This window comes from Enterobacter sp. RHBSTW-00994, from assembly GCF_013782625.1.
GTDB lineage: Bacteria > Pseudomonadota > Gammaproteobacteria > Enterobacterales > Enterobacteriaceae > Enterobacter.
This window is the reverse complement of the sequence record NZ_CP056199.1, coordinates 3,820,464-3,846,605: the sequence shown is the minus strand read 5'-3', so window position 1 is coordinate 3,846,605 and position 26,142 is coordinate 3,820,464. Positions and strand designations below refer to the sequence as shown.

The following is a 26,142-nucleotide window of genomic DNA, read 5'->3' as shown; positions in this document are numbered from 1 at the left end:
TTGCGGTAATGTAAACCGGGTCGGCGTTCGCGCCACCCGGTTTTTTTTCATCTGGAGAACGTGAATGGCAATGGCACTAGTGACCGGCGCGAGCCGGGGGATTGGCAAAGCGACAGCGCTGCAGCTGGCAAACGAAGGCTACACGGTAGCGGTGAATTATCGCGATAACATCAGGGCCGCGACGGATGTGATCAATCAAATCATTGACGCAGGGGGCACTGCGTTTGCGGTTCAGGCAGATATCAGCGATGAAGTTCAGGTCATGGCGATGTTTCGCATTATCGATCAGCGAGGCGAGCCGCTTACTGCGCTGGTAAATAATGCCGGTATCCTGTTTGAGCAAAGTACCATTGAGCATTTATCCGCTGAGCGCATTAACCGGGTGCTGGCGACCAATGTGACGGGCTATTTTCTCTGCTGCCGCGAAGCGGTAAAGCGTATGTCGCTCAAACATGGCGGCAAGGGGGGGGCGATTGTGAATGTTTCATCTGCAGCGTCACGTCTGGGCGCGCCGGGCGAATATGTGGATTATGCCGCCTCCAAAGGTGCGGTGGATTCGCTGACGACGGGACTGGCGCTGGAAGTTGCAGCGCAGGGGATCCGTGTCAACGGTGTACGTCCGGGGCTAATTTATACCGATATTCATGCATCTGGTGGGGAGCCTGGTCGTGTCGACAGGGTGAAATCAGCGTTACCGATGCAGCGTGGTGGTCAGCCGGAAGAGGTTGCGCAGGCGATCATTTGGTTGCTGAGCGAGAAAGCATCGTATGTGACGGGAAGCTTTATCGAGTTGGCGGGCGGGAAATAAATGCCCCCTCTCCCTAAAGGAGAGAGGGCTGCCTGGTGGGATCTTCCCTCTCTTGTCCCTTTAGGGAGAGGAGAAAATTAAAGCGTCTCGCCGTTGCTGGCTATCACACCTTTATACCACTCGAAGCTTTTCTTACGGGAGCGGGACATATCGCCCGTTCCATCGTCATGCTTGTTCACGTAGATAAACCCGTAGCGTTTGCTGTACTGGCCGGTCGTGAAGGAGACACAATCGATGCAACCCCATGGGGTATAGCCCATCAGGTCCACACCATCATAAGTGACGGCTTTTATCATCTCTTCCACGTGAGCGCGCAGGTAGTCAATGCGGTAATCGTCATTGATGCTGCCATCGTCTTCCACTTTATCGTAGGCGCCAAACCCGTTTTCCACGATAAACAGTGGCTTCTGATAGCGCTCGTACAGTTCGCATAACGCGTAGCGCAGGCCTACCGGGTCAATCTGCCAGCCCCAGTCGGAAGCTTTAACGTGCGGGTTAGGTACGCTCCCTTCGAAGCCTGAGATAGCATCGCCAGTACCGCCTTCCGCTTTCACTGCGTTGGTCATGTAGTAGCTGAAGCCTAAATAATCGCACGTACCTTCGCGCAGGATCTGTTCGTCACCGGCTTCCATTTTGATGCTAAAGCCACGACGTTCCCACTCGTTCAGAACGTAAGAGGGGTAGTAGCCGCGCAACTGTACATCGGTGAAAACATAACGTTCGCGCATGGATTCCTGAGCAAACATCACATCCTCTGGTTTACAGGAGAAGGGATAGAGCGCCACCATCGCCAGCATGCAGCCGACTTTCATCTCCGGATTGATGCGACGCGCCGCTTTCACCGCCAGTGCGCTGGCCACGAACTGATGATGCAGCACCTGGTACATCGTCTCTTCAGGATTCTGGTGTTCGGTATAGACCACGCCGGAACAGCAGTAACCGAACAGCGGTGCGCGCCAGTTACGCTGGTTGTTGATTTCGTTGAAGGTCATCCAGTATTTGACCTTGCTCTTATAGCGCTCGAAAACCACCTCAGCGAAGCGTACAAAGAAATCCACCACTTTACGGTTGGTCCAGCCGCCGTATTCCTGAACCAGGTGCAACGGCATTTCGAAGTGAGAGAGAGTGATGACTGGCTCGATATTGTATTTCAGCAGTTCATCAAACATGTCATCGTAGAACTTTAAACCTTCTTCATTTGGCTGAGTTTCGTCGCCTTTTGGGAAGATTCGGGTCCAGGCGATAGAGGTACGGAAGCACTTGAAGCCCATTTCAGCAAACAGCTTAATGTCCTCTTTGTAGTGGCCGTGGAAATCGATCGCTTCGTGGTTAGGATAGTATTTCCCTTCAATGACCTCTTGCGTGATTTCACGAGGAACACCGTGCGCGCCGCCGGTTAACACATCACAAATGCTCGGCCCTTTGCCGCCTTTGTTCCAGCCACCTTCAACCTGGTGAGCGGCCACTGCTCCGCCCCATAAAAAGTCTTTTGGTAATGTAAGTTTTTTCATCTCGGCTATTCTCAAATTATTACTTGTTGGTTTTGAGTCTAGCAAAGCGAAATTAAATGTCACGATATAACAATTCGTGGAAAATGTGATTTGTCACATCAAAAAAACAAGATGTTTTATTCTGTTAATTTCTTCGCCAGCTTACGACCTAACGATTCCAGAATATAGATGACAGGGATCTGAGTCGTAATATCGTAAACGCCGCCAATGCGTGTCTGTGGAACATGCCAGGAGAGGTTAAAATCGGCCAGTTTTGCCAGGCGGGAGTGTTCGTGGCTGGTAATTGACAGCACTTTACAGTGATGAAGGCTGAACTGGCTGGCAAAGCGCAAGATCTCTTCGGTTTCACCTGACACCGAAAGTACAATCGCCAGCGCATTTTTCGCCATGTCGTTAGTGACCGGGAAATAAGGATCGTCAATGTGATTACTGAATTTACCGATATTGGAAAAGAACCTTGCACCATATTTCGCAAGCGATCCTGATGTGCCTGCACCGACAAAAATAATACGTTCTGACGATAAGATAATATCGACAGCATTATTCAAAAGGGCGTCAAATTCGTCGTTATTTACGCTTTTAAAAAAGCTGATAATTTCACTCGTACCAAAGTTGGCCTGCTGGGGCTCATTTTGCTCCAGATATAACTTGAAGCGTACACGAAATTCAGAATAGCCGTCGCAGTTGAGTTTGCGGCAGAAGCGAAGGATAGTGGTGGTCGATACTCCCGCAGCATCCGCCAGTTCACGAATGGTCATGTACGTCACTTTGTCACGGTTTTTGATGACATAGTTGTAGACCATCATTTCCAGATTATTGAGGCTGGCAATGGCAGAATGGGAAAACATACTCACAATGGTTAAACTCACTCATCAGACGTTATCTTCAGGGAATAATACCATGCAGCCGAACGACATCACTTTTTTTCAGCGCTTTCAGGACGACATTCTGGCCGGACGTAAGACCATCACGATCCGCGACGAGAGCGAATCACATTTCAAAGCCGGGGACGTTTTGCGCGTGGGACGCTATGAAGATGACGGGTACTTTTGTTCGATTGCTGTGCTTGGCACGTCGACGATAACGCTCGATACACTGACGGAAAAGCATGCTCAGCAGGAGAATATGTCTCTGGACGCGCTCAAGCAGGTGATCACGGAAATCTACCCAAACCAGACTCAGTTTTATGTGATTGATTTTAAATGTCTTTGACTTAAACTCACAGCTGTTAGTTGAAAATGCAATCCAATGTGATGATTAATAAGAGAAAGATGAATTTTTAATTATATTTTAGCTAACATGTGTTCACTGGAATCATTCTCAGTTAGCATAGTAAGGCGATGAATAATCATCTTTTGTTTTCCCCCGGAGTTACCCATGGTTAGTAAACCATTAATCGCGCAGGGATATTCACTGGCAGAGGAAATTGCCAACAGTATTAGCCACGGCATTGGGCTGGTATTTGGAATTGTCGGTTTGGTGATGCTGCTGGTGCAGGCGGCGGATACAAACGCCAGCGTAATGGCGATCACCAGTTACAGTTTGTATGGCGGGAGCATGATTTTGCTCTTTCTGGCGTCGACGTTGTATCACGCTATTCCGCATCAGCGTGCCAAGATCTGGCTCAAGAAGTTTGACCACTGCGCCATCTATCTCTTAATTGCAGGTACTTATACCCCGTTTTTACTGGTGGGACTGAACTCGCCGTTGTCACGCGGGCTGATGATTGTTATCTGGAGCCTGGCGCTGCTGGGGATCCTGTTTAAGCTGACGATTGCGCACCGGTTTAAGGTGCTGTCGCTGGTGACCTATCTGACGATGGGCTGGCTGTCACTGATTGTGGTTTATCAACTGGCAATAAAACTGGCGGCGGGTGGCGTGACGTTGTTGGCGGTAGGCGGTGTTGTCTATTCGCTGGGCGTGATTTTCTACGTCTGTAAGCGCATTCCCTATAACCACGCGATCTGGCACGGTTTTGTACTGGGCGGTAGCGTGTGTCACTTCCTGGCAATTTATCTGTATGTAGGGCAGGCGTAGCGATAGAGCTACCTGATGCCCTGATTCCAGCCCTCTCCCGGTGGGAGAGGGTGGACTGAATCATCACTCTTCGAGCGAATACGGCAGTGGCTCAATGCTTAACGTGTGAGCATCGTCGCGCACGCGGAAAACGCTGTCTGCTTCCATATCATTATTCATCACGGCTTGTACCAACAGGCGGCCATCATCCAGCTGCACCGCGGCTAATACTGTGCCGGTACGACGCCAGTTATCACCCATTTTCAGCTCTAGATCTTCACCAGCGACTGGCACTCTGCCTGCGTGGCCCGCCAGATACCACAGCGCGCGTTTGTTCGCGCCACGGAATTTCGCGCGGGCGACCATCTCCTGGCCGGTATAGCAGCCTTTTTTGAAGCTGATGCCCCCCAGCGCCTGAAGGTTGGTGGCCTGAGGAATAAATTGCGCGCTATTTGCAGCGTCAATTACTGGCAGACCGGCCTCAATATTGAGTGCCAGCCATTGTTGGCTGTTATTGTACTGGGCTTCACCGCGCAGCGCTTCGGTAACACGCTCTGCCGTTGCAACGTCAGTTACCAGCAGGAAACGTTCCGCCGGGTGTTCAAACCACAGGATGGAGGTTGTGCCATCATTTATTAGCTGTTTGTCGGCATCCGGTAATTCACTGAACAGATTTTTCAGCGCAGCACGCGCCTGGAAGCCAGCTATACCAAGCAAAACATGCTCATCGTCTGCGGCTATGGTGACTTTCGAAAAGACCGCATATTTCTTCAGCTCCGTCAGTTGGGCGTCACGAAGACTACGACGCTCAATAAACGCAAAACCATCCTGACGGCGAAACAGGCGCAGGTTGCTCCACATTTTGCCTTTTGGATCGCAATGTGCCGCCAGCAGATGTTGATGTTCCGTCATCTGGCTGACATCCGCCGTCACCTGGCCTTGCAGGTATTTTTCGCTGTCAGCACCAGTGAGCGTTGCCAGTGCCCAGTCATCAAGGGTAATCAGCGTCAGCGGCAGTCGCGCAGAGGCGGCGGGCTGGCGAGGAGAAAATGGAGTAAAAGCCATAGTGATGTCCTGAATTGCTTAACGCTTTGATAATGCCTAATGGTAAAAGAGACTGTCGCCATTGCAAGCGCTTTCAGCAGGCCATTTGTGCCATCGTTGCCTCTTGCGTAGCGCTACGCAAAATAGAGTAATCCACTTTCTTTTTATGGGTTTTTCTGGAAGCATGCTTCGGGTCCGTAATATTCCAGTAAAGAAACAGCTAAAAACACGTTACACTAGCTAATGTCCCTGACCGAAATTAAGAACACCTCAGGTGCAAAAAAAAGGGATACCAACTGTGCCACATGTAATGCAGGAAACAGAACATGGATATTAACAACAAGCCCCGTATTCACTGGGCGTGCCGTCGCGGCATGCGTGAACTTGATATTTCCATCATGCCTTTCTTCGAATACGAATATGACAGCTTAAGCGATGACGATAAGCGTCTGTTTGTACGCCTGCTTGAAGCGGACGATCCTGATTTGTTCAACTGGCTGATGAATCACGGCAAGCCCGCCGACACCGAGTTGCAACGGATGGTGCAATTAATTCAAACACGGAATCGGGAACGTGGTCCTGTGGCAATCTGATCTACGCGTCTCGTGGCGCTCACAGTGGATGTCTCTATTGCTCCACGGTCTGGTCGCGGCATTTGTACTGCTGATGCCGTGGCCGCTTAGCTACACGCCTTTGTGGTTACTGCTGCTGTCGTTTGTGGTGTTTGACAGCGTGCGCAGTCAGCGCCGTATCAATGCCCGTCAGGGGGAAATCAAACTGCTGGTGGATTCCCGTCTGCGCTGGCAGGGGAAAGAGTGGGAACTCATTGGCACGCCCTGGATGCTCAATTCGGGCATGATGCTACGGTTGCGTAAGGCGGGAGGCGGTCGCCGCCAGCACTTGTGGCTGGCAGCAGACAGTATGGATGCGCAGGAGTGGAGAGATCTTCGCCGGATGATGCTGCAATTACCGACGCAGGAGTAAGCACGCGTTAGCTGAATTTTTCTGCCATCTCGCCGAGAATTTGTTCACACCAGTTTTGCAGCCGCTCGTCACTCAGATCGTATTGGTTGGTTTCATCCAGTGCGAGTCCGACAAACAACTGACCATCAGCGATGATGGGTTTTTTGCTGGTAAATTCGTAGCCTTCGGTTGGCCAGTAGCCGATAAACGTCACGTCTTTCGGGGCCAGTTTATCGTGCAACATGCCGAGGGCATCAAGGAACCACTCGCCGTAGCCTAGCTGGTCACCCATCCCGTACATCGCAATAATTTTGCCATCAAGGTTGAGCGAGTCCAGTTGATCCCAGAGAGCTTCCCAGTCTTCCTGTATTTCACCAAAATCCCAGGTCGGGATACCAAGAATCAGCACATCGTACTGCTCCATAAGCGTGAGCGCGTCATCTTTCAGGTTATGCAACGTCACCAGTTCCGGACCAATGATGTCGCGAATTTTCTCTGCTGCCATTTCGGTGTAGCAGGTGCTGGAACCATAAAACAGACCAATATTCATCGCGTAAATATCTCAATTCTTGCTTTGACTTTGCGCGTAGTGTACCAGAAAGCCGTAGCAATCAGGCATAATGCAAGGATTGCCGAATCAGGGGGCTGATGTGGAAAAGGATCTCGCATTTATCGAACAGTTTCTCGATGCGCTTTGGCTGGAGAAAAATCTGGCTGAAAATACGCTCAGTGCCTATCGACGCGATCTCACCATGCTGGTGGAATGGCTGGCACACCGGGGGCTGTCACTGGAGAACGCCCAGCATGACGACCTTCAGACATTACTGGCTGAACGGATGGAAGGTGGCTACAAAGCCACCAGTTCTGCTCGTCTGTTGAGTGCGATGCGGCGGTTATTCCAGCATCTTTACCGCGAAAAAATGCGTGCGGACGATCCCAGTGCGCTACTGGCCTCACCCAAACTCCCTCAACGTTTACCGAAAGATCTGAGCGAAGCACAGGTTGAGAGATTATTACAGTCGCCCGCAGTTGACCTGCCGCTTGAGTTACGCGATAAAGCCATGCTTGAGCTATTGTATGCTACGGGTTTACGCGTCTCCGAATTAGTCGGGCTGACGATGAGCGATATTAGCTTGCGCCAGGGTGTGGTACGCGTGATAGGTAAAGGGAATAAAGAACGACTTGTCCCGCTGGGAGAAGAGGCGGTGTACTGGCTGGAGACGTATCTGGAACATGGTCGGCCGTGGCTACTGAATGGCGTCTCTATCGATGTATTGTTCCCCAGTCAGCGTGCGCAACAGATGACGCGACAAACCTTCTGGCATCGCATTAAACATTACGCCACACTGGCCGGTATCGACAGTGAAAAACTTTCGCCGCACGTTCTGCGCCATGCCTTTGCAACACATCTGTTAAACCACGGGGCTGATTTACGCGTCGTGCAGATGTTGCTTGGACACAGCGATCTTTCTACGACGCAAATTTACACCCATGTTGCGACGGAACGTTTGCGGCAGCTACACCAACAGCACCACCCACGAGCGTGAGTGCCGATGAATTGTAATAGGATTGAATATGAAAAAGTCTTTTGTGCTGTTATCTCTGCTGACAGCCTCGTTTACCGGTGTTGCCCATGCTGATGACGCAGCGATCAAACAGTCACTGACGAAGCTCGGCGTGACCAGCAGTGAAATCCAGCCTGCTCCGGTTGCCGGGATGAAAACTGTGCTGACGAACAGCGGTGTGCTGTATGTAACCGAAGACGGCAAACATATCATTCAGGGGCCGATGTATGACGTGAGTGGCGCACAGCCGATTAACGTCACCAACCAGTTGTTGATGAAAAACCTGAATGCGCTCGAAAAAGAGATGATCATCTATAAAGCGCCGCAGGAAAAGCATGTGATTACCGTCTTTACTGATATCACCTGTGGCTACTGCCACAAGCTGCACGAAGAGATGAAAGACTACAACGCACTGGGGATTACCGTTCGCTATCTGGCGTTCCCGCGCGCGGGTGTGCAGAGCCAGCCAGAGCAGGACATGAAGGCCATCTGGTGTGCAAAAGATCGCAACAAAGCCTTTGATGATGCGATGAACGGTAAAACCATCCAGCCAGCCTCCTGTGATATCGATATCGCCAACCACTATGCACTGGGTGTGCAGTTTGGTGTGAGCGGTACGCCAGCGATTGTTCTGAACAACGGTTATGTTGTACCGGGCTATCAAGGGCCGAAAGAGATGAAAGAGTTTCTTGATGCACACCAGAAACAGTTTGGCGGTAAATAAGACGCGTGAAAGCCCCGATCCCACTCCGCCGTCGTGAAGTGAATGAAAACGCAGACTTGCCTGCGGATATGTCACCTCTTTTGCGCAGGCTTTATGCCAGCCGAGGCGTATCAAGTCTTGCCGATCTTGAACGTGGCGTAAAAGGTATGCTGCCCTGGCAGCAGCTCAATGGCGTCGAGAAAGCCGCCGAAATGCTTTACGACGCCTTCTGTAAAGGGACGCGCATTGTGGTCGTCGGTGATTTTGATGCTGACGGCGCAACCAGCACTGCCCTGAGTGTATTAAGCCTGCAAGCGCTTGGTTGCAGCAATATTGCCTACCTTGTTCCCAACCGTTTTGAAGATGGTTACGGCCTTAGCCCGGAAGTCGTTGAGCAAGCGCACGCTCTTGGTGCGCAGATGATCATGACCGTAGATAACGGGATTTCATCCCATGCGGGGGTTGATCGTGCACACCAGTTGGGGATCCCGGTGCTGGTCACCGATCACCATTTACCGGGCGAGACGCTACCCGACGCGGAAGCGATCATTAACCCGAACCTGCGCGACTGCGGCTTCCCGTCGAAATCTCTTGCGGGGGTTGGCGTGGCCTTTTATCTGATGCTGGCGTTACGGACGTTATTGCGCGAAAAGGGATGGTTCGACGCGCGTGGGATGGCGATACCTAACCTGGCTGAATACCTCGATCTGGTGGCGTTGGGCACAGTGGCGGATGTTGTCCCGCTGGATGCCAACAACCGTATTCTGACGTGGCAAGGTTTGAGCCGTATCCGGGCGGGAAAATGCCGTCCGGGTATCAAAGCATTGCTGGAAATCGCTAATCGCGATCCACTTAAACTTGCGGCCAGTGATCTGGGGTTTGCGCTTGGTCCTCGTTTGAACGCGGCGGGGCGTCTGGACGATATGTCCGTGGGAGTGGCGCTACTGCTGTGTGACAACATCGGTGAAGCCCGCGTCCTGGCGAACGAACTTGATGCCCTGAACCAAACCCGTAAAGAGATTGAGCAAGGGATGCAGGCTGAAGCGCTCATCCTGTGCGAGAAGCTTGAGCGCAGCGGCGAGCAGTTGCCGGGCGGGCTGGCTATGTACCATCCTGAGTGGCATCAGGGCGTGGTGGGAATTCTGGCCTCCCGCATTAAAGAACGTTTTCATCGTCCGGTCATTGCATTTGCACCAGCAGGTGATGGCACGCTGAAAGGTTCTGGTCGCTCGATTCAGGGGCTGCACATGCGTGATGCCCTGGAGCGTCTCGACACGCTTTATCCCGGCATGATGATTAAGTTTGGTGGCCATGCCATGGCGGCGGGGTTATCGCTTGAAGAGGCGAAGTTTGGTGAGTTTCAGCAGCGCTTTGGCGCGCTTGTCACCGAATGGCTGGACCCGTCCCTGCTACAGGGGGAGGTGGTTTCAGACGGTGCGCTATCGCCGGCGGAAATGACCATGGACGTTGCACAGATGCTGCGTGATGCAGGCCCATGGGGACAGATGTTCCCGGAGCCACTGTTTGACGGCCGTTTTCGTTTGCTCAACCAGCGCATTGTGGGAGAACGCCACCTGAAAGTGATGGTTGAACCCGTGGGCGGCGGTCCGTTGCTTGACGGGATTGCGTTCAACGTTGATACCGCTATCTGGCCGGATAACGGCGTGCGGGAAGTCGAACTCGCCTACAAACTGGATATTAACGAATTCCGCGGCAACCGTAGTCTTCAAATCATCATCGACAATATCTGGCCAATTTAGCGTCAGTAATCTCTATAAAAAAGAGCGTGGATTCGGTACAATCCCGCTCTTATCACCGCATTTTGACAAGTCAATAAAAGAAAACAGACCATGTTTGAAATTAATCCGGTAAAAAACCGCATTCAGGACCTCACGGAGCGCTCCGACGTTCTTAGGGGGTATCTTTGACTACGATGCCAAGAAAGAGCGTCTCGAAGAAGTAAACGCTGAGCTGGAACAGCCAGACGTCTGGAACGAACCTGAACGCGCTCAGGCGCTGGGTAAAGAGCGTTCCTCTCTCGAAGCCATCGTTGACACTCTCAATCAGATGTCTCAGGGACTGGAAGATGTTTCCGGTCTGCTGGAGTTGGCTGTTGAAGCCGACGACGAAGAAACCTTCAATGAGGCTGTCGCTGAACTCGATGTTCTTGACGAGAAGCTGGCGCAGCTTGAATTCCGCCGTATGTTCTCCGGCGAGTACGATAGCGCCGATTGCTATCTTGATATTCAGGCCGGTTCGGGTGGTACAGAAGCTCAGGACTGGGCAAGTATGCTGACGCGTATGTACTTGCGTTGGGCAGAAGCACGCGGCTTTAAGACTGAAATCATCGAAGAATCCGAAGGCGAAGTCGCGGGGATTAAATCCGTCACCATCAAAATTATGGGTGACTATGCATATGGCTGGTTACGTACTGAAACAGGCGTCCATCGCCTGGTGCGTAAGAGTCCGTTTGACTCAGGCGGCCGTCGCCATACCTCCTTTAGTTCTGCCTTTGTTTATCCGGAAGTGGATGACGATATTGATATCGAAATCAACCCGGCCGATCTGCGTATTGACGTATACCGTGCTTCTGGCGCGGGTGGTCAGCACGTTAACCGTACGGAATCTGCGGTGCGTATTACCCACATTCCAACCGGTCTGGTGACACAGTGCCAGAACGATCGTTCCCAGCATAAGAACAAAGACCAGGCCATGAAGCAGATGAAAGCGAAGCTTTATGAGCTGGAAATGCAGAAGAAAAATGCTGAGAAGCAGGTGATGGAAGACAACAAATCTGACATCGGCTGGGGCAGCCAGATCCGTTCTTATGTCCTTGATGACTCCCGTATCAAAGATCTGCGTACCGGTGTTGAAACCCGTAACACGCAGGCGGTGCTGGATGGCAGCCTGGATCAATTTATCGAAGCAAGTTTGAAAGCAGGGTTATGAGGAACCAACATGTCTGAACAACAAGCACAGGGCGCTGATGCGGTAGTCGATCTTAATAACGAACTGAAAACCCGCCGTGAGAAGCTGGCAGCACTGCGCGAGCAGGGCGTGCCGTTCCCGAACGATTTTCGTCGTGACCACACCTCAGACCAACTGCATGCTGACTTCGACGGCAAAGAAAACGAAGAGCTGGAAGCGCTGAACGTAGAAGTGTCCGTTGCTGGCCGTATGATGACGCGTCGTATCATGGGGAAAGCATCGTTCGTTACACTGCAGGACGTTGGCGGCCGTATTCAGCTTTACGTTTCCCGTGACGATCTGCCGGAAGGTATCTATAACGAACAGTTCAAGAAGTGGGATCTGGGCGATATCCTGGGCGCGAAAGGTAAACTGTTCAAAACGAAGACGGGTGAATTGTCTATCCACTGCACTGAACTGCGCCTGCTGACGAAAGCGCTGCGTCCGTTGCCGGACAAATTCCACGGACTGCAGGATCAGGAAGCGCGTTATCGTCAGCGCTATCTGGATCTCATCTCTAATGATGAATCCCGCAAGACCTTCAAAATTCGTTCCCAGATCATGGCCGGTATCCGCCAGTTCATGGTGGGCCGCGACTTTATGGAAGTGGAAACTCCAATGATGCAGGTGATCCCTGGTGGTGCGTCCGCGCGCCCATTTATCACCCATCACAACGCACTGGATCTGGACATGTACCTGCGTATCGCGCCGGAACTGTACCTGAAACGTCTGGTGGTTGGCGGCTTCGAACGCGTGTTTGAAATCAACCGTAACTTCCGTAACGAAGGCATTTCCGTTCGTCATAACCCAGAGTTCACCATGATGGAACTCTATATGGCGTATGCAGATTACAAAGACCTGATCGAGCTGACCGAATCACTGTTCCGCACGTTGGCACAGAACATTCTGGGTACAACTGAAGTGCCTTACGGCGAAGAAGTGTTCGACTTTGGTAAGCCATTCGTCAAGCTGACCATGCGTGAAGCGATCAAGAAATACCGTCCAGAAACCAACATGGCTGATCTGGATAACTTCGATTCTGCGAAGGCAATCGCTGACAGCATCGGTATTAAAGTTGAGAAGAGCTGGGGTCTGGGCCGTATCGTGACCGAGATCTTCGAAGAAGTGGCGGAAGCGCACCTGATTCAGCCAACCTTCATCACTGAATATCCGGCTGAAGTGTCTCCGCTGGCGCGTCGTAATGACGAAAACCCGGAAATCACTGACCGCTTTGAATTCTTCATCGGTGGCCGAGAAATCGGCAACGGCTTTAGCGAGCTGAACGATGCAGAAGATCAGGCGCAGCGCTTCCAGGATCAGGTTGACGCGAAAGCAGCAGGCGATGACGAAGCGATGTTCTTCGACGAAGACTACGTGACAGCGCTGGAACACGGCCTGCCACCAACGGCTGGTCTGGGTATTGGTATTGACCGTATGGTGATGTTGTTCACGAACAGCCACACCATCCGTGACGTGATCCTGTTCCCGGCGATGCGTCCAGTGAAATAAGTTTTCAGGACCTCAAAAAAAGCCCCGAGCGTGTATCGCCGGGGCTTTTTTATTGGGCTGAAAAGCTTCTGAGTTTTTCGCGTGCGGTCGTTGCCTCCTTGACCATCCATGGGCTGAAGGCCCATGGCGTGGCGTCCAGCGAACGGAAAAGCGATTCCAAATCAACCCACTGATATTCCATCACTTCGTCGACATTTACGATGATGTCATTCGTGACGCGAGCGGCAAAGACCGGGCAAATCTCGTTTTCGACGATCCCGGAAGGATCGGTTTCCCGATAGCGGAACTCCGGCGCAACGGGGGTGATAGTGGTAATTTCAGCACCTACTTCAAAGCGGCAGCGGCGAATAATCGCCTGTTCAAGGGTTTCGCCCGTTTGCGGGTGTCCGCAGACGGCGTTCGTCCAGACGCCCGGCCAGGCTTTTTTACTCAACGCACGGCGAGTGATCAGACATTTCCCTTCAGCGTTAAACAGCCAGGACGAAAAGGCCAGATGTAGCGGGGTGTGTGCGGTGTGCGCGGCATATTTCTCCTGAATGCCGATAATCTCTCCCTGAGCGCTGAGTAAAATAACGTGTTCTTGAGTGCTCATTCTTGCTCCAGTGCCAAAAACGCCGGCGGGCCGCTCTGAGGCTCTCCGGCGGCGGGATTATATCGCACCCTTAAACAAAGCGTTTGGCCCACAGAGCGGAAAAAGGCATGACCAGTATCAGGCCGGATAACATGTTCGCCACCGGAAAGGCCTTGATGTTACAGATCTGAAGCCCGGTCGCCATCATAATCAACTCGCCTGCGCAGGAGAAACCGGCCATCATATCTGGGGTGATCAAATGCCGGATAAATACGACTAATGTGGTCAGAGCAATCTGTACGGCGAGTAGCGGGCTGCTGATCGTCATCACCGAGAAACCAGGCATGGTGGCAAAGATGGCGGTGGTAAACAGCTCCAGTACGGTCTTGATGTAGAGAATGGAGGGAGCGCCGGTCATCCCCTCATGCTTATTACCCAGCCGGGCGTGATTCTGGACTGACTGGAATCCGGTTTGCAGGCCGCGACGCTGCTGCCGTCTTCAAAGGGCGTCGCCAATAAACTCAGCCATTGCTATGTGGCCTCGCCGCAGATATTTTATCCTGCGTTGGTGACGTTACCCGCGATGCCGTATATGCCCGAAATGATGGAGATTATTGCGCGTGGCTATCCATTTTCGGCAAATATTGGGCATCAGGATTGAGACTGGTATCATGGTGCGCCATTCACGCTGACCGAGGATCTGTTTTGTTTGCAGGAAGCCTGACGAGAAATCCTATCACTGCCATTTTCCTTCTTACGCTAACGCTACTGTTGGCGGGATGTTCAGGCAGTAAATCATCGAATATGGGCAGCTATTCCGGGGCGGTTTATACCGTTAAGCGCGGGGATACGTTGTACCGTATTTCGCGTGTGACGGGGACCAGCGTGAAGGATCTTGCTCGTCTGAACAATATCTCCCCCCCTTACACCATTGAAGTGGGACAAAAGCTGAAGGTTAACGGCAGCTCGTCCGCAACAGCCAAAAAAACGACTTCATCTAAAGGCAAAACAGCCAAAGTCACGCCGTCTTACGCCGTTCCGCAATCGTCCTGGCCGCCGGTTGGACAACGTTGCTGGATATGGCCTGCCAGTGGGAAAGTGGTTGCGCCGTATTCCACCTCTGAGGGGGGAAATAAAGGTATCGATATCGCTGGTGCGCGCGGTGCTCCTGTTTATGCCTCTGGGGCCGGAAAAGTGGTGTATGTGGGCGATCAACTGCGCGGGTACGGTAATTTAATCATGATTAAGCACGGCGAAGATTACATAACGGCCTACGCACACAACGATACGATGCTGGTCAACAATGGGCAAAACGTGAAGGCAGGGCAGAAGATTGCGACCATGGGCAATACGGGGACGGACTCGGTGAAACTCCACTTCCAGATCCGCTATCGCGCTACGGCTATCGATCCGCAGCGCTATCTTCCCGCGCAGGGCAGTAAACCGAAATGCTAAGTGATTATTTAATCGCCGGTTAGTCAGCTGGAGTCTTGCCTGAAAATGCGTAAGGTCTATAATGCCTTACGCACCTCAACGCGGGCGTAGTTCAATGGTAGAACGAGAGCTTCCCAAGCTCTATACGAGGGTTCGATTCCCTTCGCCCGCTCCAGAATTCCCCTAACGTATTCATCCCTCAGCTTTTTTCTGATTCATGCGTGACGGCACTCGTGATCCTCCTACAAAGGGGTCATACAGCCGATGGCGCAGCGTGATAATCTCTATCGACGTCCAAGCGGTATCTATGTTCTGCGGATCACCGTTCCGGTTCGTTATTTCGCCCCGACAGGGCCGTATGATTATCCGCACTATCCACCTTGCAAATGCCAGAGCGACTATTGCTACAGTCTTGCCCATGGGGGGTTAAGTGATTACATGCTTTTCCGGCAAACATTGTAAATAATGGCTTCAGCTTCTTTCGGCGTTTTACCCGCTAAGTCAGTATAAACCGTGTGGGCGATGTAGTGTGCAAACACGATGTTTTGTTCCGTAATGCCCGGTTTGCCTCTTAGCCCTTCTATTTGCTGATCAAACATAGATTGCGGGTCTTGATTATCTCTGCCTACTGTAATGTTTCGGGCCATCGTGGCCCACGAATGACAAAGAGTCTCGTTTTTAGCACTGGTTAATTCGTTCTCCAGCACCTTGTCACCGGAAATTGCGTGTTGCGCCCAGGCAGAATTGTTGGCGATGAACTTCTTCGAATCGGTCGCGATACCGTATTCGACTCGAATGCCACTGTCGTGATAGCTCCCGTCAGCATCTTTACTTGCCAACTTTAACGAAACCCGACAACCTGGAATGGTTTTGTGGTCTTTAACTGAAACAAAGACAGTATCTGTGTCGCAATCAGCAAAACTATCTTCGGGGTTAACGTAAGCGTTCGTCTTAATGAGCAGACCGGTAAAGCCGTTTTTGTAGCCTTTTGCTGGCAGCGTTTTAAAGGCGTTGCGATCCCCCTTTTTTATTGCCTCCCGGAAGTGATCCATTCCAATGCGTGTTGCCAGTTGATCAATGTTCTCGGCTGCATAAGATGCAGATGACGCAGTGATTAACATGATGGCCAGCAAAGAGTTGGCTGAAAAGCTGAGCTTATTAAGCCGTATTTTTGACATGTTGTTATTCCTCCGAATCCACCCCAGCGGTGTTAGTCATCGCATCATAGACCTTTAATTCGGAATATCACTATTGGGGTGTGGCTCTTTAGTGGACATCTGCACAAATTCAGGGGATGAAAAGATCCTGCGAAAATTGTTTGGACAATGAATAAAAGCATTGCACATCGCCACCGGAATGAATCAGGAGGTCTTTGCGAATCGGTGTGCGTTTGCGCGTAACTATATGAGTTGCATTGAGCATGGTGGCGTAAGTCTCTCGGCAATCCGAATCATTCACTTTTAGAGGTCTTCCGACATACTGATTACGCCCTCTGAGGCGATCGCCATGCATAAAACCCGATTCACCGAACACCAGATCATTGTCGTTCTGAAGTCCGTCGAAGTCGGACGTACTGGCTGATGGCTGATAAACCAAAGTGCGTGGAACTAAAGATGAGATACTTACAGCCCATTCCAGGTAACAAACTGCTTCAGCCTTAGATGACAGGATTGTTATTTTCCTAACCCCTTCATGTCGGGATCTCGCACGCAGGCTAGCGTCATTTCTGCCCGGAAGTGGATGACGATGAATTTATTACGCTCAAGGCCGTTGATTGCCATTGGTCTGCTGTTGGGTGCTGCTCTCGTTGCTTTTGTTGTTTTTCGTCAGAGCTGTGATGCTGCCTCGATGCACAAAGCGGCAGTGCCACTTGTCAGCCTGAGCCAGGCTCAGATCAAATCAGTGCCTCAGTTGTTATCCACGCATGGCCAGCCTGATTTTCGGCTTCGCGAGCATGCTGATGATTGCCGGGCTGGTCGTCAGTGACTGGCGAAAACGAACGACTGCACGCTAACGGCAGACATAAGGGAGCGGCCAGGCCGCTCCCTTAAGGCATCAGGATTTCGGGAAGATCCAGACATGCTTTTCAGGTAACGACAAGCGGCAATGCTGTGGATCGCGAATCTCCTTGCCGTAGGCCCGAATGACAAAATCATCTTCTGACGTTCGGAACAGATATTCCCAGCGATCGCCAAGATACATGCTGGTGAGCAGCGGTAATTCAAGCTGGTTTTCACCCGGCTCACCCACGAGCTCCACCCGCTCAACACGGATCACCGCAGTTGCGTCCTGACCCGCTTTCACACCTTCACCCGCCTGTCCCCTCAGCACCCAGCCACGCCCTTCGATGCGCGCTTTGCCATCGCGTACTTCAGTGACTTTACCGTGCAGGCGGTTATTGCTCCCCATAAATTCTGCCGTAAACAGGGTTTTCGGTGAACCGTACATCTCCTGTGGCGTACCTTGCTGTTCAATCTTGCCATTGTTGAGCAGCAGAATACGGTCAGAAATCGACATGGCCTCATTTTGGTCGTGTGTGACCATGAGTGCGGACAACCCCAGTTTGATGATCAGCTCGCGCAGGAACACGCGGGCTTCTTCACGCAGTTTTGCATCAAGGTTAGACAGCGGCTCATCCAGCAGGATCACCGGCGGGTTATAGACCAGCGCCCGACCAATTGCTACACGCTGTTGCTGCCCCCCAGAAAGCTGGTGGGGGTGGCGTTTGCCAAGATGACCAAGACCCAGTTGATCCAGCACCCCCTGAACCCGTTGTTCGATTTCTTTCGCGGCGACTTTTCGCAGTTTCAGCGGATAGGCCACATTCTCAAACACGGTTTTGTGCGGCCAGAGCGCATAAGACTGGAACACCAGTCCCAGGTTACGCTCTTCCGCTGGGATCTCACTGCGTGGCGTGCCGTCGTAGACCTTATTTTTGCCAATAACAATCGAACCCTGAGTAGGTTTTTCCAGACCGGCCACGGCGCGCAGCAGTGTAGTTTTACCGCTGCCTGATGGGCCAAGTAAGGAGACAACTTCCCCGCGCTTCAGATTCATAGAAACGCCTTTTAACACCGGGTTATCGCCGTAGGTTAAGTGCAGATCGTCGACCGATAATTCAATCATGTAATTTGACTCCAAAGCGAAGGGCAATACCCAGACCTACCACGACCAGCAGGATGTTAATAAAGGAGAGCGCAGCTACGATATCAATCGCCCCGGCCGCCCACAGAGAGACCAGCATTGACCCAATGGTTTCTGTTCCAGGGGAAAGCAGGTACACCCCTGTTGAATATTCACGCTCAAATATCAGGAACATCAGTAACCACGAGCCAATAAGCCCATAGCGTGATAACGGAATGGTGACATGGCGGGTAATTTGACCCCGTGTCGCGCCAGTGCTGCGTGCCGCCTCTTCAAGTTCAGGCCCGACCTGCAACAGCGTTGAGGAGATAAGCCGTAACCCGTATGCCATCCACACCACGGTGTAGGCCAGCCAGACGCTGAAAATGGTGCTGCGTAACGAGCGCAACCAGACGACCAGGTTATCGCGCAGCCATTCAGACCAGGGCATTCCGGATAACCAACCTGACTTCAGCGCGTTATCAAGCCACATCGGCAGGAACAGGAAGACCCATAAAAATGCCAGCCCGGCGAGCAGGCCGGGAACTGCGCGGGGAACCAGAACGCTGTAATCGAGAAAACGGGTGGTATTGTCAGGTTTACGGTGCATCGCAATACCGACAAACAGATAGCAGGCGACCGCCAGTGCGCCGCCAAATACCCCTATAGCCATGGAGTTAACAATGGCGCGCAGCAGGTTTGGCTGTGCCCAGATGGTCCGGAAGGTGCTCAGGGAAAGTTCATCCCAGAGAGACACCCCAACCCCCCAGTTGGAGATAAACGCACGCAGTACGACGCCCAGCAAAGGAACGCCAATCGTCACGGTCAACCAGAACGCCACGACCGCCCCCGCGACCCAGCGCCATTTTCCGAGGGGTAAGGCGCGAGCCTGTGAGGCTTTACCCTTGACGGTGACAAAACGGTTGGCGGTGCGCATCAGCCGACGTTGAAGCATGACCAGTGGAATGGTGATGCAGATCAGTACCACCGCGACCGCAGCCATCAGGTGATAGGACGGTGTACCGAGTTTGTTGGTGAGTTGGTAAAGGTAGGTTGCCAGCACCATATTGCCTTCCGGATCGCCCAACACCAGCATCAGCCCGAACACTTCCAGACCGAGGAAAAACAGCAGTACAACGGCATACAGAATGGACGGGCGAACCATCGGTAAACTGACGGCGGTCATCACCTGTAACGGAGAGGCGCCGGCGATACGCGCGGCTTCTTCAACATCTGAGCCCACGCTGCGCAGCGCCGAAGAGATATAAAGGTAGGCATGCGGAACATGCGTCAGTCCGGCGATGACCACGATGCTCGACATGTCGTAAATGTTCCAGGGAACAAACCCAATCAGTGCCTGCGCCCACAGCGACAGGAACCCGACGGGACCGGCCGCGACAACGTAGCCAAAGCCCAGAACCATAGGAGACACAAAGATGGGCACAAGGATCAGCGGTTCAATCAGACGTCTGCCGGGTAAATCAGTACGTACCATCAAAAATGCCAGTATTCCGCCAAGCGGGATGGCGATGGCCACCAGGCCAAAGGCGAGGATAAAGCCGCTTTTGAGCGCCTTATAGAAATCCGGGTCGGTGAAGATAAATTCGAATGATTCGAAGCTCCACGCTTTTGCTGGCGAAAAAAACGGCGCAGATAAAAAACTCTGTATCACGATGAACGACAGCGGAATGTAGATAACCAGAGCGGTTATCAACACTACGATGCCACGCGGCAGGCTTTGCCACTTTCGGTGTAATGCATTCATAGAGTATCCCTGGTGTTGGAACCCAGACAAATGAAATCAGGTAAGTGAAAAGAAGCGCGGCGGCACGCGTCGCGCGTTGTCATGGCTCTATTTGGCCGCGGCTTCACGCCACTGTTTGATGTAATCCAGACGTTTTTTCGGCTGCAGGTATTCCAGCAGGCTTTCATCAACCGGAATCGGTTTCAGCGCATTACCCAGCATTTTGGTCATGCCGTCGATATCATTTTTACCGTCGATATCGTTACGAATAGAGGGAATATCCGCCTGATTCGCCAGAATACTTTGCCCTTTTTCGGAAAGGACATAGTCCAGCCACAGTTTGGCGGCATTGCTGTTTTGCGCCTGCTGGCTGATGAAGGAGACGCGTGACAGGACCAGGGTGTAATCCTTCGGATAAGAGATCCCCAGCGATGGATCGGTTTTCGCACGGGCTTCGGCGTAAGAACCCAGGATGTTGAAACCGATCAGGTTCTCCCCGGATGAGACGCGCTCCATCATCGTCCCGGTGGAGGACTGTACCGCTAAGCCGCCTTTGGCAACGTCAGTCAGCGTTTTGAAGTAGTTGGGATCGGCTTTGAAATCCTGAACAGAAAGCATAAATCCAAGACCTGATTTTTCGATGTCGTAGGTCGTGACTTTGCTCTTGAATTTGTCTGGCTGGCTGGCGATAAGCTTCGCCAGTGCTGCATGGGAATCAGGAACGTCACCTGCCGGGATCAGACGTTTGTTATAGATGAAGACCACGGGTTCGTAGGTTGTCCCGTAGGCTTTATTACTCCAGACGGCCCATTTTGGTAACTGACCTTGCTCAGGAGACTGATATTCCTGCGCATAGTCGGTGGCCAGCTTCAGCCCTGTGTCCATCGATGAACTCCAGACCACATCACCACTTCCGCCACCGGAAGCTTGTTCGCTGATAAAACGGTTGTACAGCTCAGTGCTGTTCATATCGTTGTATTCAACTTTAATGCCTGGGTAGGTCTTTTCGAAGCCTTCGATCAGCGGACCCGCAGCTTTGGTATCGGTAGTGGAATACACCACCACTTTGCCTTCTTTAGTCGCAGCATCCACGACTTTTTGATAGTCAGCAGGGTAGCCCTGCGGTAAGGCAGACATTGCAGAGGAAGAGATCAATACAGCAGCGGTAATCAGAGAGATGCGGAATATGTTCGACATTATAATTAACCTTTTAGTTACATTTGAGGAACTAATGGTCAACATAGCGTATGGCGCAAGGCAGGCAATAGGGGGGAGAAAGCTCCGGGTCTGAAGTGTGATAGTCGGCGTTGTTTCGGCAATTAACACCATTAAATCCGCAAAAAAAGGGGCGAATGCAGCCCCCTTGCCGGGCATTATTCCGCGTTGGGGACTTTTCGGTACAGCCTTCTCGGATGGCCAATATTGCCATACAGCATTTCGATGCTGATCAAACCGCTCTCCACACAATATTCCAGATAACGGCGGCCCGTTGTTTTACTGATGCCCACGTTATCTACAACCTCTTCCACCGACAGGTTTCTCTCTGGGTTGTCTGCGAAAAAGCGCTTGATCCGTTCCAGGGTATTCGGCTCGATCCCTTTAGTGGAGGGCGAAGGGGAGGATTCCGCTGTGGGCAAGTTAAAGAGACGATCCAGGGCATGTTGATCAACCACTTTGACCTGCCGCACAGTGTGAATAAAGCGCATAAAACGCTCCAGCGATGCATGCAGGCGCTGGAAAAAAACGGGTTTAATCAGGTAGTCGAAAGCGCCGCTGCGCATCGCATGGCTGCAGGTTTGCATATCACTGGCGGCGGTGATGAAAATCACGGCGCACTCAATACTTTTCAGTAGCGGGCTGTCGATCAACTCCACACCTTTACCATCCGGGAGGTAGTTGTCGAGAAGAATGAGGCGCGGCTGGTACTGCGCGATCAGCATGCGGGCCTGCTCCAGCGAAGCGGCGATGCCGACAATCCGTAAATGAAAATTCTGTTCGATGTACTCACGATGCAGTTCAGCGAGGTGCGGTTCATCCTCAACAATGACAACATCAATTGGCCGGGTAGTGGTCATGCTTTAGCCCTGTCGAATTGGACGTGTGTATGGAATAAACACAGAAAAAATAGTGCCTTGTGGGGTGTTATCGCTGATTTCGATACTGCCACCTGCCTTATCGACATATCCTGCTACCAGAAATAAGCCGATACCGTGCTCAGAGCCGACTATTTCGTTACTGCTGGCGGGCTTGCTGCTGAATCCCTGCTCAAAAATATGAGGTTTCATGGCGTCATCCACGCCACACCCGCGATCGGCGATTTCAATCAGGAGCTCCTGGTTTCTGTCAGAAATATAGAGTTCAACCGCTGCGGGAACCAGGGCGTTCAGGGTGGCATCAACGGCATTATCCAGCAGGTTGCCTATCACCGACATGAGTTCGGTTTCGTTGAGCGCTGCCGGAAGGCGGGTTAACTGGCACGCAGGATCGAACAGGAGTTCGATACCTTTTTCACGCGCGCTCACGTATTTTCCCAGCAGTAGGCCACACAACGCCGGGGAGGTAAAATGTGCTGAGACAAAATCCAGTACCTTCTGCGCACCTTCCGATTGCGCCTGAATATAGCGTATCGCCTCATCATAATGCTGCATCTGCAACAGCCCCACGAGTGTCGCAGTCCAGTTAAGTTGCTCATGGCGCATGATGCGTAAATTGTCGGCGTAGCGCCTGACCTGGCTTAACTGACTGCTGAGCGTGTTGATATCGTTTTTATCACGAAAACTGAATACCCACCCACGTGCTGCGCCTGGCTCCAGTTCTATCGCCACGCGGTTAACGATGACCTCGCGTTGATTTAACACGGCAATCTGGTCGTGGCGGTCAGTGTCTGCGGCATCATGCGGCTGAGAAAAGAAACCTGGTGGCGTTTGCAGAACATCGGCCAGTGGCTTGCCGATAAGCTCTTTTTCATTCTGCTGTATATCCAGTAATTCCCGTGCCGCGCGGTTGATTAAAATAAGTTGTTTCTCATCGTTAACCGCAAATATTCCTTCGTACATGGCCTCAAGTAGCGCTTTTTGTTGCTGAACCAGCAGGGCAATATCTTTTGGCTCAAGGCGGAACATCTGTTTTTTGAGATTGCGGGTAAATAGCCAGGAAAAGATAAATAACAGGAGCAAAAGGGCGAGGCCATATAAACCCGCCTGCCAGAGAATACGGGCATTAATATTGGCGATATACGAGGTGAGATAGCCGACCGAAACAATCCCTATAACCTGATGCTGCGCATTAAAGACAGGGGCTTTACTGCGTAATGACACGCCAATTCCGCCTTTGCGGACGGAAATAATGGTTTTCCCCTGTAACACCTCGGCATTGTCCCCGCCAATCATGGGTAAGTTAAGCCGCTCCGGGGATTCAGAGTGATACAGGTGTTGTTCGTCTGTATCACCAATCACAATATAACTGGCGTCGCTCTGATCCCGCAAAGGCTGAATTAAACGGGCAATCCCGGAGATATCTCTCGCCGCCACTTTTTCCGCAAGGCCCGGCATGAGCGCAATTTCACTTGCCTGGACGCGCGCGCGCTGGCCGAGATCGTGATGCAGCTGGCGGTCAATAAAATGAAACAGGATCGCCCCCAGCAGGGCTAATAGCAGGCAGGAAAAGGAAACCAGTGATAAAAAGAGTTTCACCTGAAAAGTGAGTCTGCGTTTCATACAACCTGCGGCAGTAATACAAAAGAGAGACATTCGCGGAGCCTAGCATGAGGTTATCCCAGGCGTAATATGACAAAGGCAGAGTTGTGAGCTGGCTTTTCGTTTTTTGAGTTCATAGCCATCAGTTTTCCGGGAGGCTATGCTTCGTGTATTACCATAAAAAATAGAGAGGCAATGTCGTGGATAAAGAGCTACTGGACGCGGGGTTTCGGGCCTATACCGGTGAGAAAATTGATGTCTACTTCAATACCGGGATCTGCAAACACTCAGGGAACTGCGTGCGGGGCAGTGCGAAGCTGTTCAACCTGAAACGTAAGCCCTGGATCGCGCCGGATGAAGTCGATGTTGAAACGGTTGTACGTGTGATTGATACCTGCCCAAGCGGTGCGCTGACGTATCGCCAAAAATAAGCGAGGAACCATGGATATTCTGGAAGGCCATAACAAATTTTATGTGAACGATGCCGAGGGAAATCAGGTTGCTGAGATTGTCTTCGTTCCGACTGGCGAGCATCTGAGTATTATCGAACATACGGATGTTGATCCCAGCCTTAAAGGGCAGGGCGTAGGCAAGCAGCTGGTGGCGAAAGTGGTGGCAAAAATGCGCGGTGAGAACCGTAAAATCATCCCGCTCTGTCCATTTGCCAAACATGAGTTTGATAGCACGCGGGAATACGACGATATCCGCGCGTGATACAGCACCGGCAATAGCCGGTGTTTTTTTATCTCATCTGCTCCAGAAGTAATATGGCCGCAATCAACACCATGATCCCACCCGATGCGGTGCTAACCAGGCGTGCCGCCTGTGGACGCGCAGCTAACACCGTCCTGGAACCATAACCGACCAGCAGGTAGACCAGCGTGCAGGTGATGAGATGCATCATACCAAGCGCAGACATCTGTAGTGCTATCGACCAGCTTCCTTTTGGATCTGTAAACTGTGGCAGTAAAGCCAGAAACAGCAGGAAGACTTTCGGGTTCAGGCCGCTAATACACAGCCCTTTTACTGCCCATTGATTCCAGCTTCCGGACTGCTGCTGCGCTTCCTGAGGTGTTGCAGGATGACGCAGAAGTGAGATCCCAAGCCACAGGAGATAGAACGCACCTGCGATTGTCAGTACCGATAGTGCCACTGGATGACGGGCAATCATGACACCAACGCCTGCTACCACAATGATAGTGGCAAGCAGATGCCCGGACATTAGGCCGATGACCGCCGGAACAATGCGGCGTCCATTAATTCCGGCACTGATCGTGTAGGCCCAGTCTGCCCCTGGCGTCATGATAAGCAGGAAAGACACGATCCAAAACCCGGCAATAACGCTCATGTCCATCGTCTTACTTTCTCCTTAGAAACCGCTTCAGTGGAGAGAAAGAATATCGATATCCGCATGAAATGAGCTTTCAATGTTATGCTGAAAATACGGTGAAATTGAGAAAATCTTCCAGATGGATAGCATTGATAGAAAAATTCTTGCTGAACTACAGGCCGATGGCCGCTTATCTCTCACTGAGCTGGCGGAGCGGGTCAACCTGAGTCTCTCGCCATGCCACCGGCGTGTACGTGCGCTGGAGCAAAGTGGAGCGATTACCGGCTACCGTGCCAACCTTGATCCGGCCAAAATGGGGTTTAACTTTCTGGCGATTGTCTTCGCGACGCTTAAAGAGGGCGATAAAAAAGCGGTCAGTGCGTTTGAAGAGGCCGTTGAAGCGATCCCGCAAATTGTGCTGGCGCAACGGCTGTTTGGCGATCCTGATTATCTGATGCACGTTGTGACGCGTGATCTGCCTGCTTTCCAGAAACTCTATGACGAGAAGCTGTCCGCAATGCCCGGTGTTCAGCATCTGCGCTCGACGCTGGTAATGAAAACGGTGGTGCAGGACAGGCCTTTTCCGCTGGAGACACTGAGTCGTGGATAAACCGATTATCACTACGCCGCGCCTGATTTTACGTCAGTGGCATGAGGACGATTTTGCCCCTTTTGCGGCGCTGAATGGCGATCCTGAGGTGATGCGTTTTTTCCCCGCAACGCTCACACGCGATGAGAGTGATAGCCTTGCGGCCCGCTTTCGTGACGGAATTGAGGAACGCGGATGGGGATTCTGGGCCGTTGAGTCCAGAGAAAACGGCGAGTTTGTGGGCTGTGTTGGCCTGCATCCTCAGCCAGATCGGTTCGCGTTTTCACCCTGCACTGAAATCGGCTGGCGGCTGGATAAGAGATTCTGGCATCAGGGACTGGCAACAGAGGCGGCGCAGGTGTGTCTGGATTACGCGTTTGTACAATTAGCGTTAGCTGAAGTGGTGTCATTTACCTCCGTATTGAATGTGCCCTCACAGAGTCTGATGAAGCGGTTGGGCATGGAAAAACGTGGCGAGTTTGCTCACCCGGCCCTGACGACGAGGGACAGGCTTTCGCAGCATGTTCTGTATGGCAAGACGCGCCCGGCATAGCGCCGGGCACGAAGGCC

Annotated in this window: 29 protein-coding genes, 1 tRNA gene and 2 pseudogenes; 19 read left to right on the top strand and 13 right to left on the bottom strand. The window is 52.0% G+C overall.

The features are described from left to right. Positions 1-64 precede the first annotated feature (64 nt). Positions 65-808, top strand: coding sequence for an SDR family oxidoreductase (locus HV346_RS18370; RefSeq protein ID WP_181620677.1), 744 nt, complete (start codon positions 65-67; stop codon positions 806-808). Positions 809-885: 77 nt separating this feature from the next. Here the strand turns inward: HV346_RS18370 and bglA are convergent, their stop codons facing one another. Then, positions 886-2,319 (bottom strand): 6-phospho-beta-glucosidase BglA, encoded by a 1,434-nt coding sequence (gene bglA, locus HV346_RS18365; RefSeq protein ID WP_181620676.1) that lies wholly within the window; start codon positions 2,317-2,319, stop codon positions 886-888. 116 nt (positions 2,320-2,435) lie between these two features. Then, a complete protein-coding gene (locus HV346_RS18360) occupies positions 2,436-3,167 on the bottom strand; it encodes a MurR/RpiR family transcriptional regulator (RefSeq protein ID WP_181623827.1) in 732 nt (243 codons plus the stop codon). Positions 3,168-3,219: 52 nt separating this feature from the next. On the opposite strand from HV346_RS18360, the gene yqfB reads away from it, so the two are divergent. Both yqfB and HV346_RS18350 read left to right on the top strand, forming a co-directional pair. Beyond that, on the top strand, positions 3,220-3,531 hold the full coding sequence (gene yqfB / locus HV346_RS18355) for a N(4)-acetylcytidine aminohydrolase (protein WP_181620675.1): 312 nt from the start codon (positions 3,220-3,222) through the stop codon (positions 3,529-3,531). A 165-nt stretch (positions 3,532-3,696) separates the two neighbouring features. Then, on the top strand, positions 3,697-4,356 hold the full coding sequence (locus HV346_RS18350; protein WP_181620674.1) for a hemolysin III family protein: 660 nt from the start codon (positions 3,697-3,699) through the stop codon (positions 4,354-4,356). Positions 4,357-4,419: 63 nt separating this feature from the next. Here the strand turns inward: HV346_RS18350 and ygfZ are convergent, their stop codons facing one another. Next, positions 4,420-5,400 carry a tRNA-modifying protein YgfZ gene (ygfZ, locus tag HV346_RS18345; protein WP_181620673.1) on the bottom strand — a complete coding sequence of 327 codons (981 nt, stop codon included), beginning with the start codon at positions 5,398-5,400 and terminating at the stop codon, positions 4,420-4,422. Between the two features lie 305 nt (positions 5,401-5,705). Here ygfZ and sdhE point away from each other — a divergent pair, with 305 nt between their 5' ends. After that, entirely contained in the window at positions 5,706-5,972 is a 267-nt protein-coding gene (gene sdhE, locus HV346_RS18340; protein WP_181620672.1) for an FAD assembly factor SdhE, read from the top strand. After that, the gene (locus tag HV346_RS18335) at positions 5,953-6,363 is read left to right on the top strand and encodes a protein YgfX (protein WP_181620671.1); all 411 of its coding nucleotides are present in this window, start codon (positions 5,953-5,955) and stop codon (positions 6,361-6,363) included. Before sdhE ends, HV346_RS18335 begins: the two co-directional genes overlap by 20 nt. 7 nt (positions 6,364-6,370) lie before the next feature. Here the strand turns inward: HV346_RS18335 and fldB are convergent, their stop codons facing one another. Then, entirely contained in the window at positions 6,371-6,892 is a 522-nt protein-coding gene (gene fldB / locus HV346_RS18330) for a flavodoxin FldB (RefSeq protein ID WP_181620670.1), read from the bottom strand. A gap of 100 nt (positions 6,893-6,992) precedes the next feature. Between fldB and xerD the strand changes: the two genes are divergently transcribed. From xerD to lysS, 5 genes are all read left to right on the top strand, one after another. After that, positions 6,993-7,889, top strand: coding sequence for a site-specific tyrosine recombinase XerD (gene xerD, locus HV346_RS18325; protein WP_181620669.1), 897 nt, complete (start codon positions 6,993-6,995; stop codon positions 7,887-7,889). Between the two features lie 28 nt (positions 7,890-7,917). Beyond that, entirely contained in the window at positions 7,918-8,631 is a 714-nt protein-coding gene (gene dsbC / locus HV346_RS18320) for a bifunctional protein-disulfide isomerase/oxidoreductase DsbC (protein ID WP_181620668.1), read from the top strand. A gap of 5 nt (positions 8,632-8,636) precedes the next feature. After that, positions 8,637-10,370, top strand: a complete 1,734-nt coding sequence (gene recJ / locus HV346_RS18315) for a single-stranded-DNA-specific exonuclease RecJ (protein ID WP_181620667.1) — start codon at positions 8,637-8,639, stop codon at positions 10,368-10,370. 90 nt (positions 10,371-10,460) lie between these two features. Then, a protein-coding gene (prfB, locus tag HV346_RS18310) for a peptide chain release factor 2 (protein ID WP_181620666.1) occupies positions 10,461-11,559 on the top strand; the annotation gives its coding sequence in 2 pieces (ribosomal slippage) (positions 10,461-10,535 and positions 10,537-11,559; 1,098 coding nt in all). A 9-nt stretch (positions 11,560-11,568) separates the two neighbouring features. Further along, a complete protein-coding gene (gene lysS / locus HV346_RS18305; RefSeq protein WP_181620665.1) occupies positions 11,569-13,086 on the top strand; it encodes a lysine--tRNA ligase in 1,518 nt (505 codons plus the stop codon). A 49-nt stretch (positions 13,087-13,135) separates the two neighbouring features. Here lysS and idi read toward each other — a convergent pair whose 3' ends face one another. Further along, positions 13,136-13,678, bottom strand: coding sequence for an isopentenyl-diphosphate Delta-isomerase (gene idi / locus HV346_RS18300; protein ID WP_181620664.1), 543 nt, complete (start codon positions 13,676-13,678; stop codon positions 13,136-13,138). Between the two features lie 70 nt (positions 13,679-13,748). After that, positions 13,749-14,084 (bottom strand): annotated as a pseudogene (locus HV346_RS18295) (DUF554 family protein); the annotation flags it as partial. Between HV346_RS18295 and HV346_RS18290 the strand changes: the two are divergent. The 4 genes and pseudogenes from HV346_RS18290 to HV346_RS18275 form a co-directional block, all read left to right on the top strand. Further along, a pseudogene (locus tag HV346_RS18290) lies at positions 14,052-14,318 on the top strand (LysR family transcriptional regulator); the annotation flags it as partial. The pseudogenes HV346_RS18295 and HV346_RS18290 overlap by 33 nt on opposite strands. Positions 14,319-14,362: 44 nt before the next feature. Next, positions 14,363-15,112, top strand: a complete 750-nt coding sequence (gene actS / locus HV346_RS18285) for an amidase activator ActS (protein ID WP_181620663.1) — start codon at positions 14,363-14,365, stop codon at positions 15,110-15,112. Between the two features lie 80 nt (positions 15,113-15,192). Next, a tRNA-Gly gene (locus HV346_RS18280) sits at positions 15,193-15,266 on the top strand. A gap of 89 nt (positions 15,267-15,355) precedes the next feature. Continuing rightward, entirely contained in the window at positions 15,356-15,553 is a 198-nt protein-coding gene (locus HV346_RS18275) for a hypothetical protein (protein ID WP_181620662.1), read from the top strand. On the opposite strand, the gene HV346_RS18270 is transcribed toward HV346_RS18275, so the two are convergent. Beyond that, positions 15,526-16,269 carry a hypothetical protein gene (locus HV346_RS18270; RefSeq protein WP_239006468.1) on the bottom strand — a complete coding sequence of 248 codons (744 nt, stop codon included), beginning with the start codon at positions 16,267-16,269 and terminating at the stop codon, positions 15,526-15,528. The genes HV346_RS18275 and HV346_RS18270 overlap by 28 nt on opposite strands. Positions 16,270-16,837: 568 nt before the next feature. On the opposite strand from HV346_RS18270, the gene HV346_RS18265 reads away from it, so the two are divergent. Further along, positions 16,838-17,077: a hypothetical protein gene (locus tag HV346_RS18265; RefSeq protein ID WP_181620661.1), complete on the top strand. Its 240-nt coding sequence runs from the start codon at positions 16,838-16,840 to the stop codon at positions 17,075-17,077. 69 nt (positions 17,078-17,146) lie between these two features. On the opposite strand, the gene HV346_RS18260 is transcribed toward HV346_RS18265, so the two are convergent. From HV346_RS18260 to HV346_RS18240, 5 genes are all read right to left on the bottom strand, one after another. Further along, a complete protein-coding gene (locus HV346_RS18260) occupies positions 17,147-18,217 on the bottom strand; it encodes an ABC transporter ATP-binding protein (protein ID WP_181620660.1) in 1,071 nt (356 codons plus the stop codon). Further along, on the bottom strand, positions 18,210-19,979 hold the full coding sequence (locus HV346_RS18255) for an iron ABC transporter permease (protein ID WP_181620659.1): 1,770 nt from the start codon (positions 19,977-19,979) through the stop codon (positions 18,210-18,212). Before HV346_RS18255 ends, HV346_RS18260 begins: the two co-directional genes overlap by 8 nt. A gap of 87 nt (positions 19,980-20,066) precedes the next feature. Beyond that, a complete protein-coding gene (locus HV346_RS18250) occupies positions 20,067-21,155 on the bottom strand; it encodes an ABC transporter substrate-binding protein (protein ID WP_181620658.1) in 1,089 nt (362 codons plus the stop codon). A gap of 176 nt (positions 21,156-21,331) precedes the next feature. After that, positions 21,332-22,033, bottom strand: a complete 702-nt coding sequence (locus HV346_RS18245) for a response regulator (protein ID WP_181620657.1) — start codon at positions 22,031-22,033, stop codon at positions 21,332-21,334. A gap of 3 nt (positions 22,034-22,036) precedes the next feature. Next, on the bottom strand, positions 22,037-23,674 hold the full coding sequence (locus HV346_RS18240; RefSeq protein ID WP_181620656.1) for a sensor histidine kinase: 1,638 nt from the start codon (positions 23,672-23,674) through the stop codon (positions 22,037-22,039). A 179-nt stretch (positions 23,675-23,853) separates the two neighbouring features. Here HV346_RS18240 and yjdI point away from each other — a divergent pair, with 179 nt between their 5' ends. After that, entirely contained in the window at positions 23,854-24,084 is a 231-nt protein-coding gene (gene yjdI / locus HV346_RS18235; RefSeq protein WP_181620655.1) for a 4Fe-4S mono-cluster protein YjdI, read from the top strand. A gap of 10 nt (positions 24,085-24,094) precedes the next feature. After that, positions 24,095-24,367, top strand: coding sequence for a GNAT family N-acetyltransferase (locus tag HV346_RS18230; RefSeq protein WP_181620654.1), 273 nt, complete (start codon positions 24,095-24,097; stop codon positions 24,365-24,367). A gap of 28 nt (positions 24,368-24,395) precedes the next feature. Here the strand turns inward: HV346_RS18230 and HV346_RS18225 are convergent, their stop codons facing one another. Continuing rightward, the gene (locus HV346_RS18225) at positions 24,396-25,007 is read right to left on the bottom strand and encodes a LysE family translocator (protein WP_181620653.1); all 612 of its coding nucleotides are present in this window, start codon (positions 25,005-25,007) and stop codon (positions 24,396-24,398) included. Positions 25,008-25,122: 115 nt separating this feature from the next. Here HV346_RS18225 and HV346_RS18220 point away from each other — a divergent pair, with 115 nt between their 5' ends. Together HV346_RS18220 and HV346_RS18215 are read left to right on the top strand one after the other, a co-directional pair. Next, the gene (locus tag HV346_RS18220; RefSeq protein ID WP_181620652.1) at positions 25,123-25,593 is read left to right on the top strand and encodes an Lrp/AsnC family transcriptional regulator; all 471 of its coding nucleotides are present in this window, start codon (positions 25,123-25,125) and stop codon (positions 25,591-25,593) included. Positions 25,594-25,597: 4 nt separating this feature from the next. After that, positions 25,598-26,125, top strand: a complete 528-nt coding sequence (locus HV346_RS18215; RefSeq protein WP_181623826.1) for a GNAT family N-acetyltransferase — start codon at positions 25,598-25,600, stop codon at positions 26,123-26,125. Positions 26,126-26,142 lie beyond the last annotated feature (17 nt).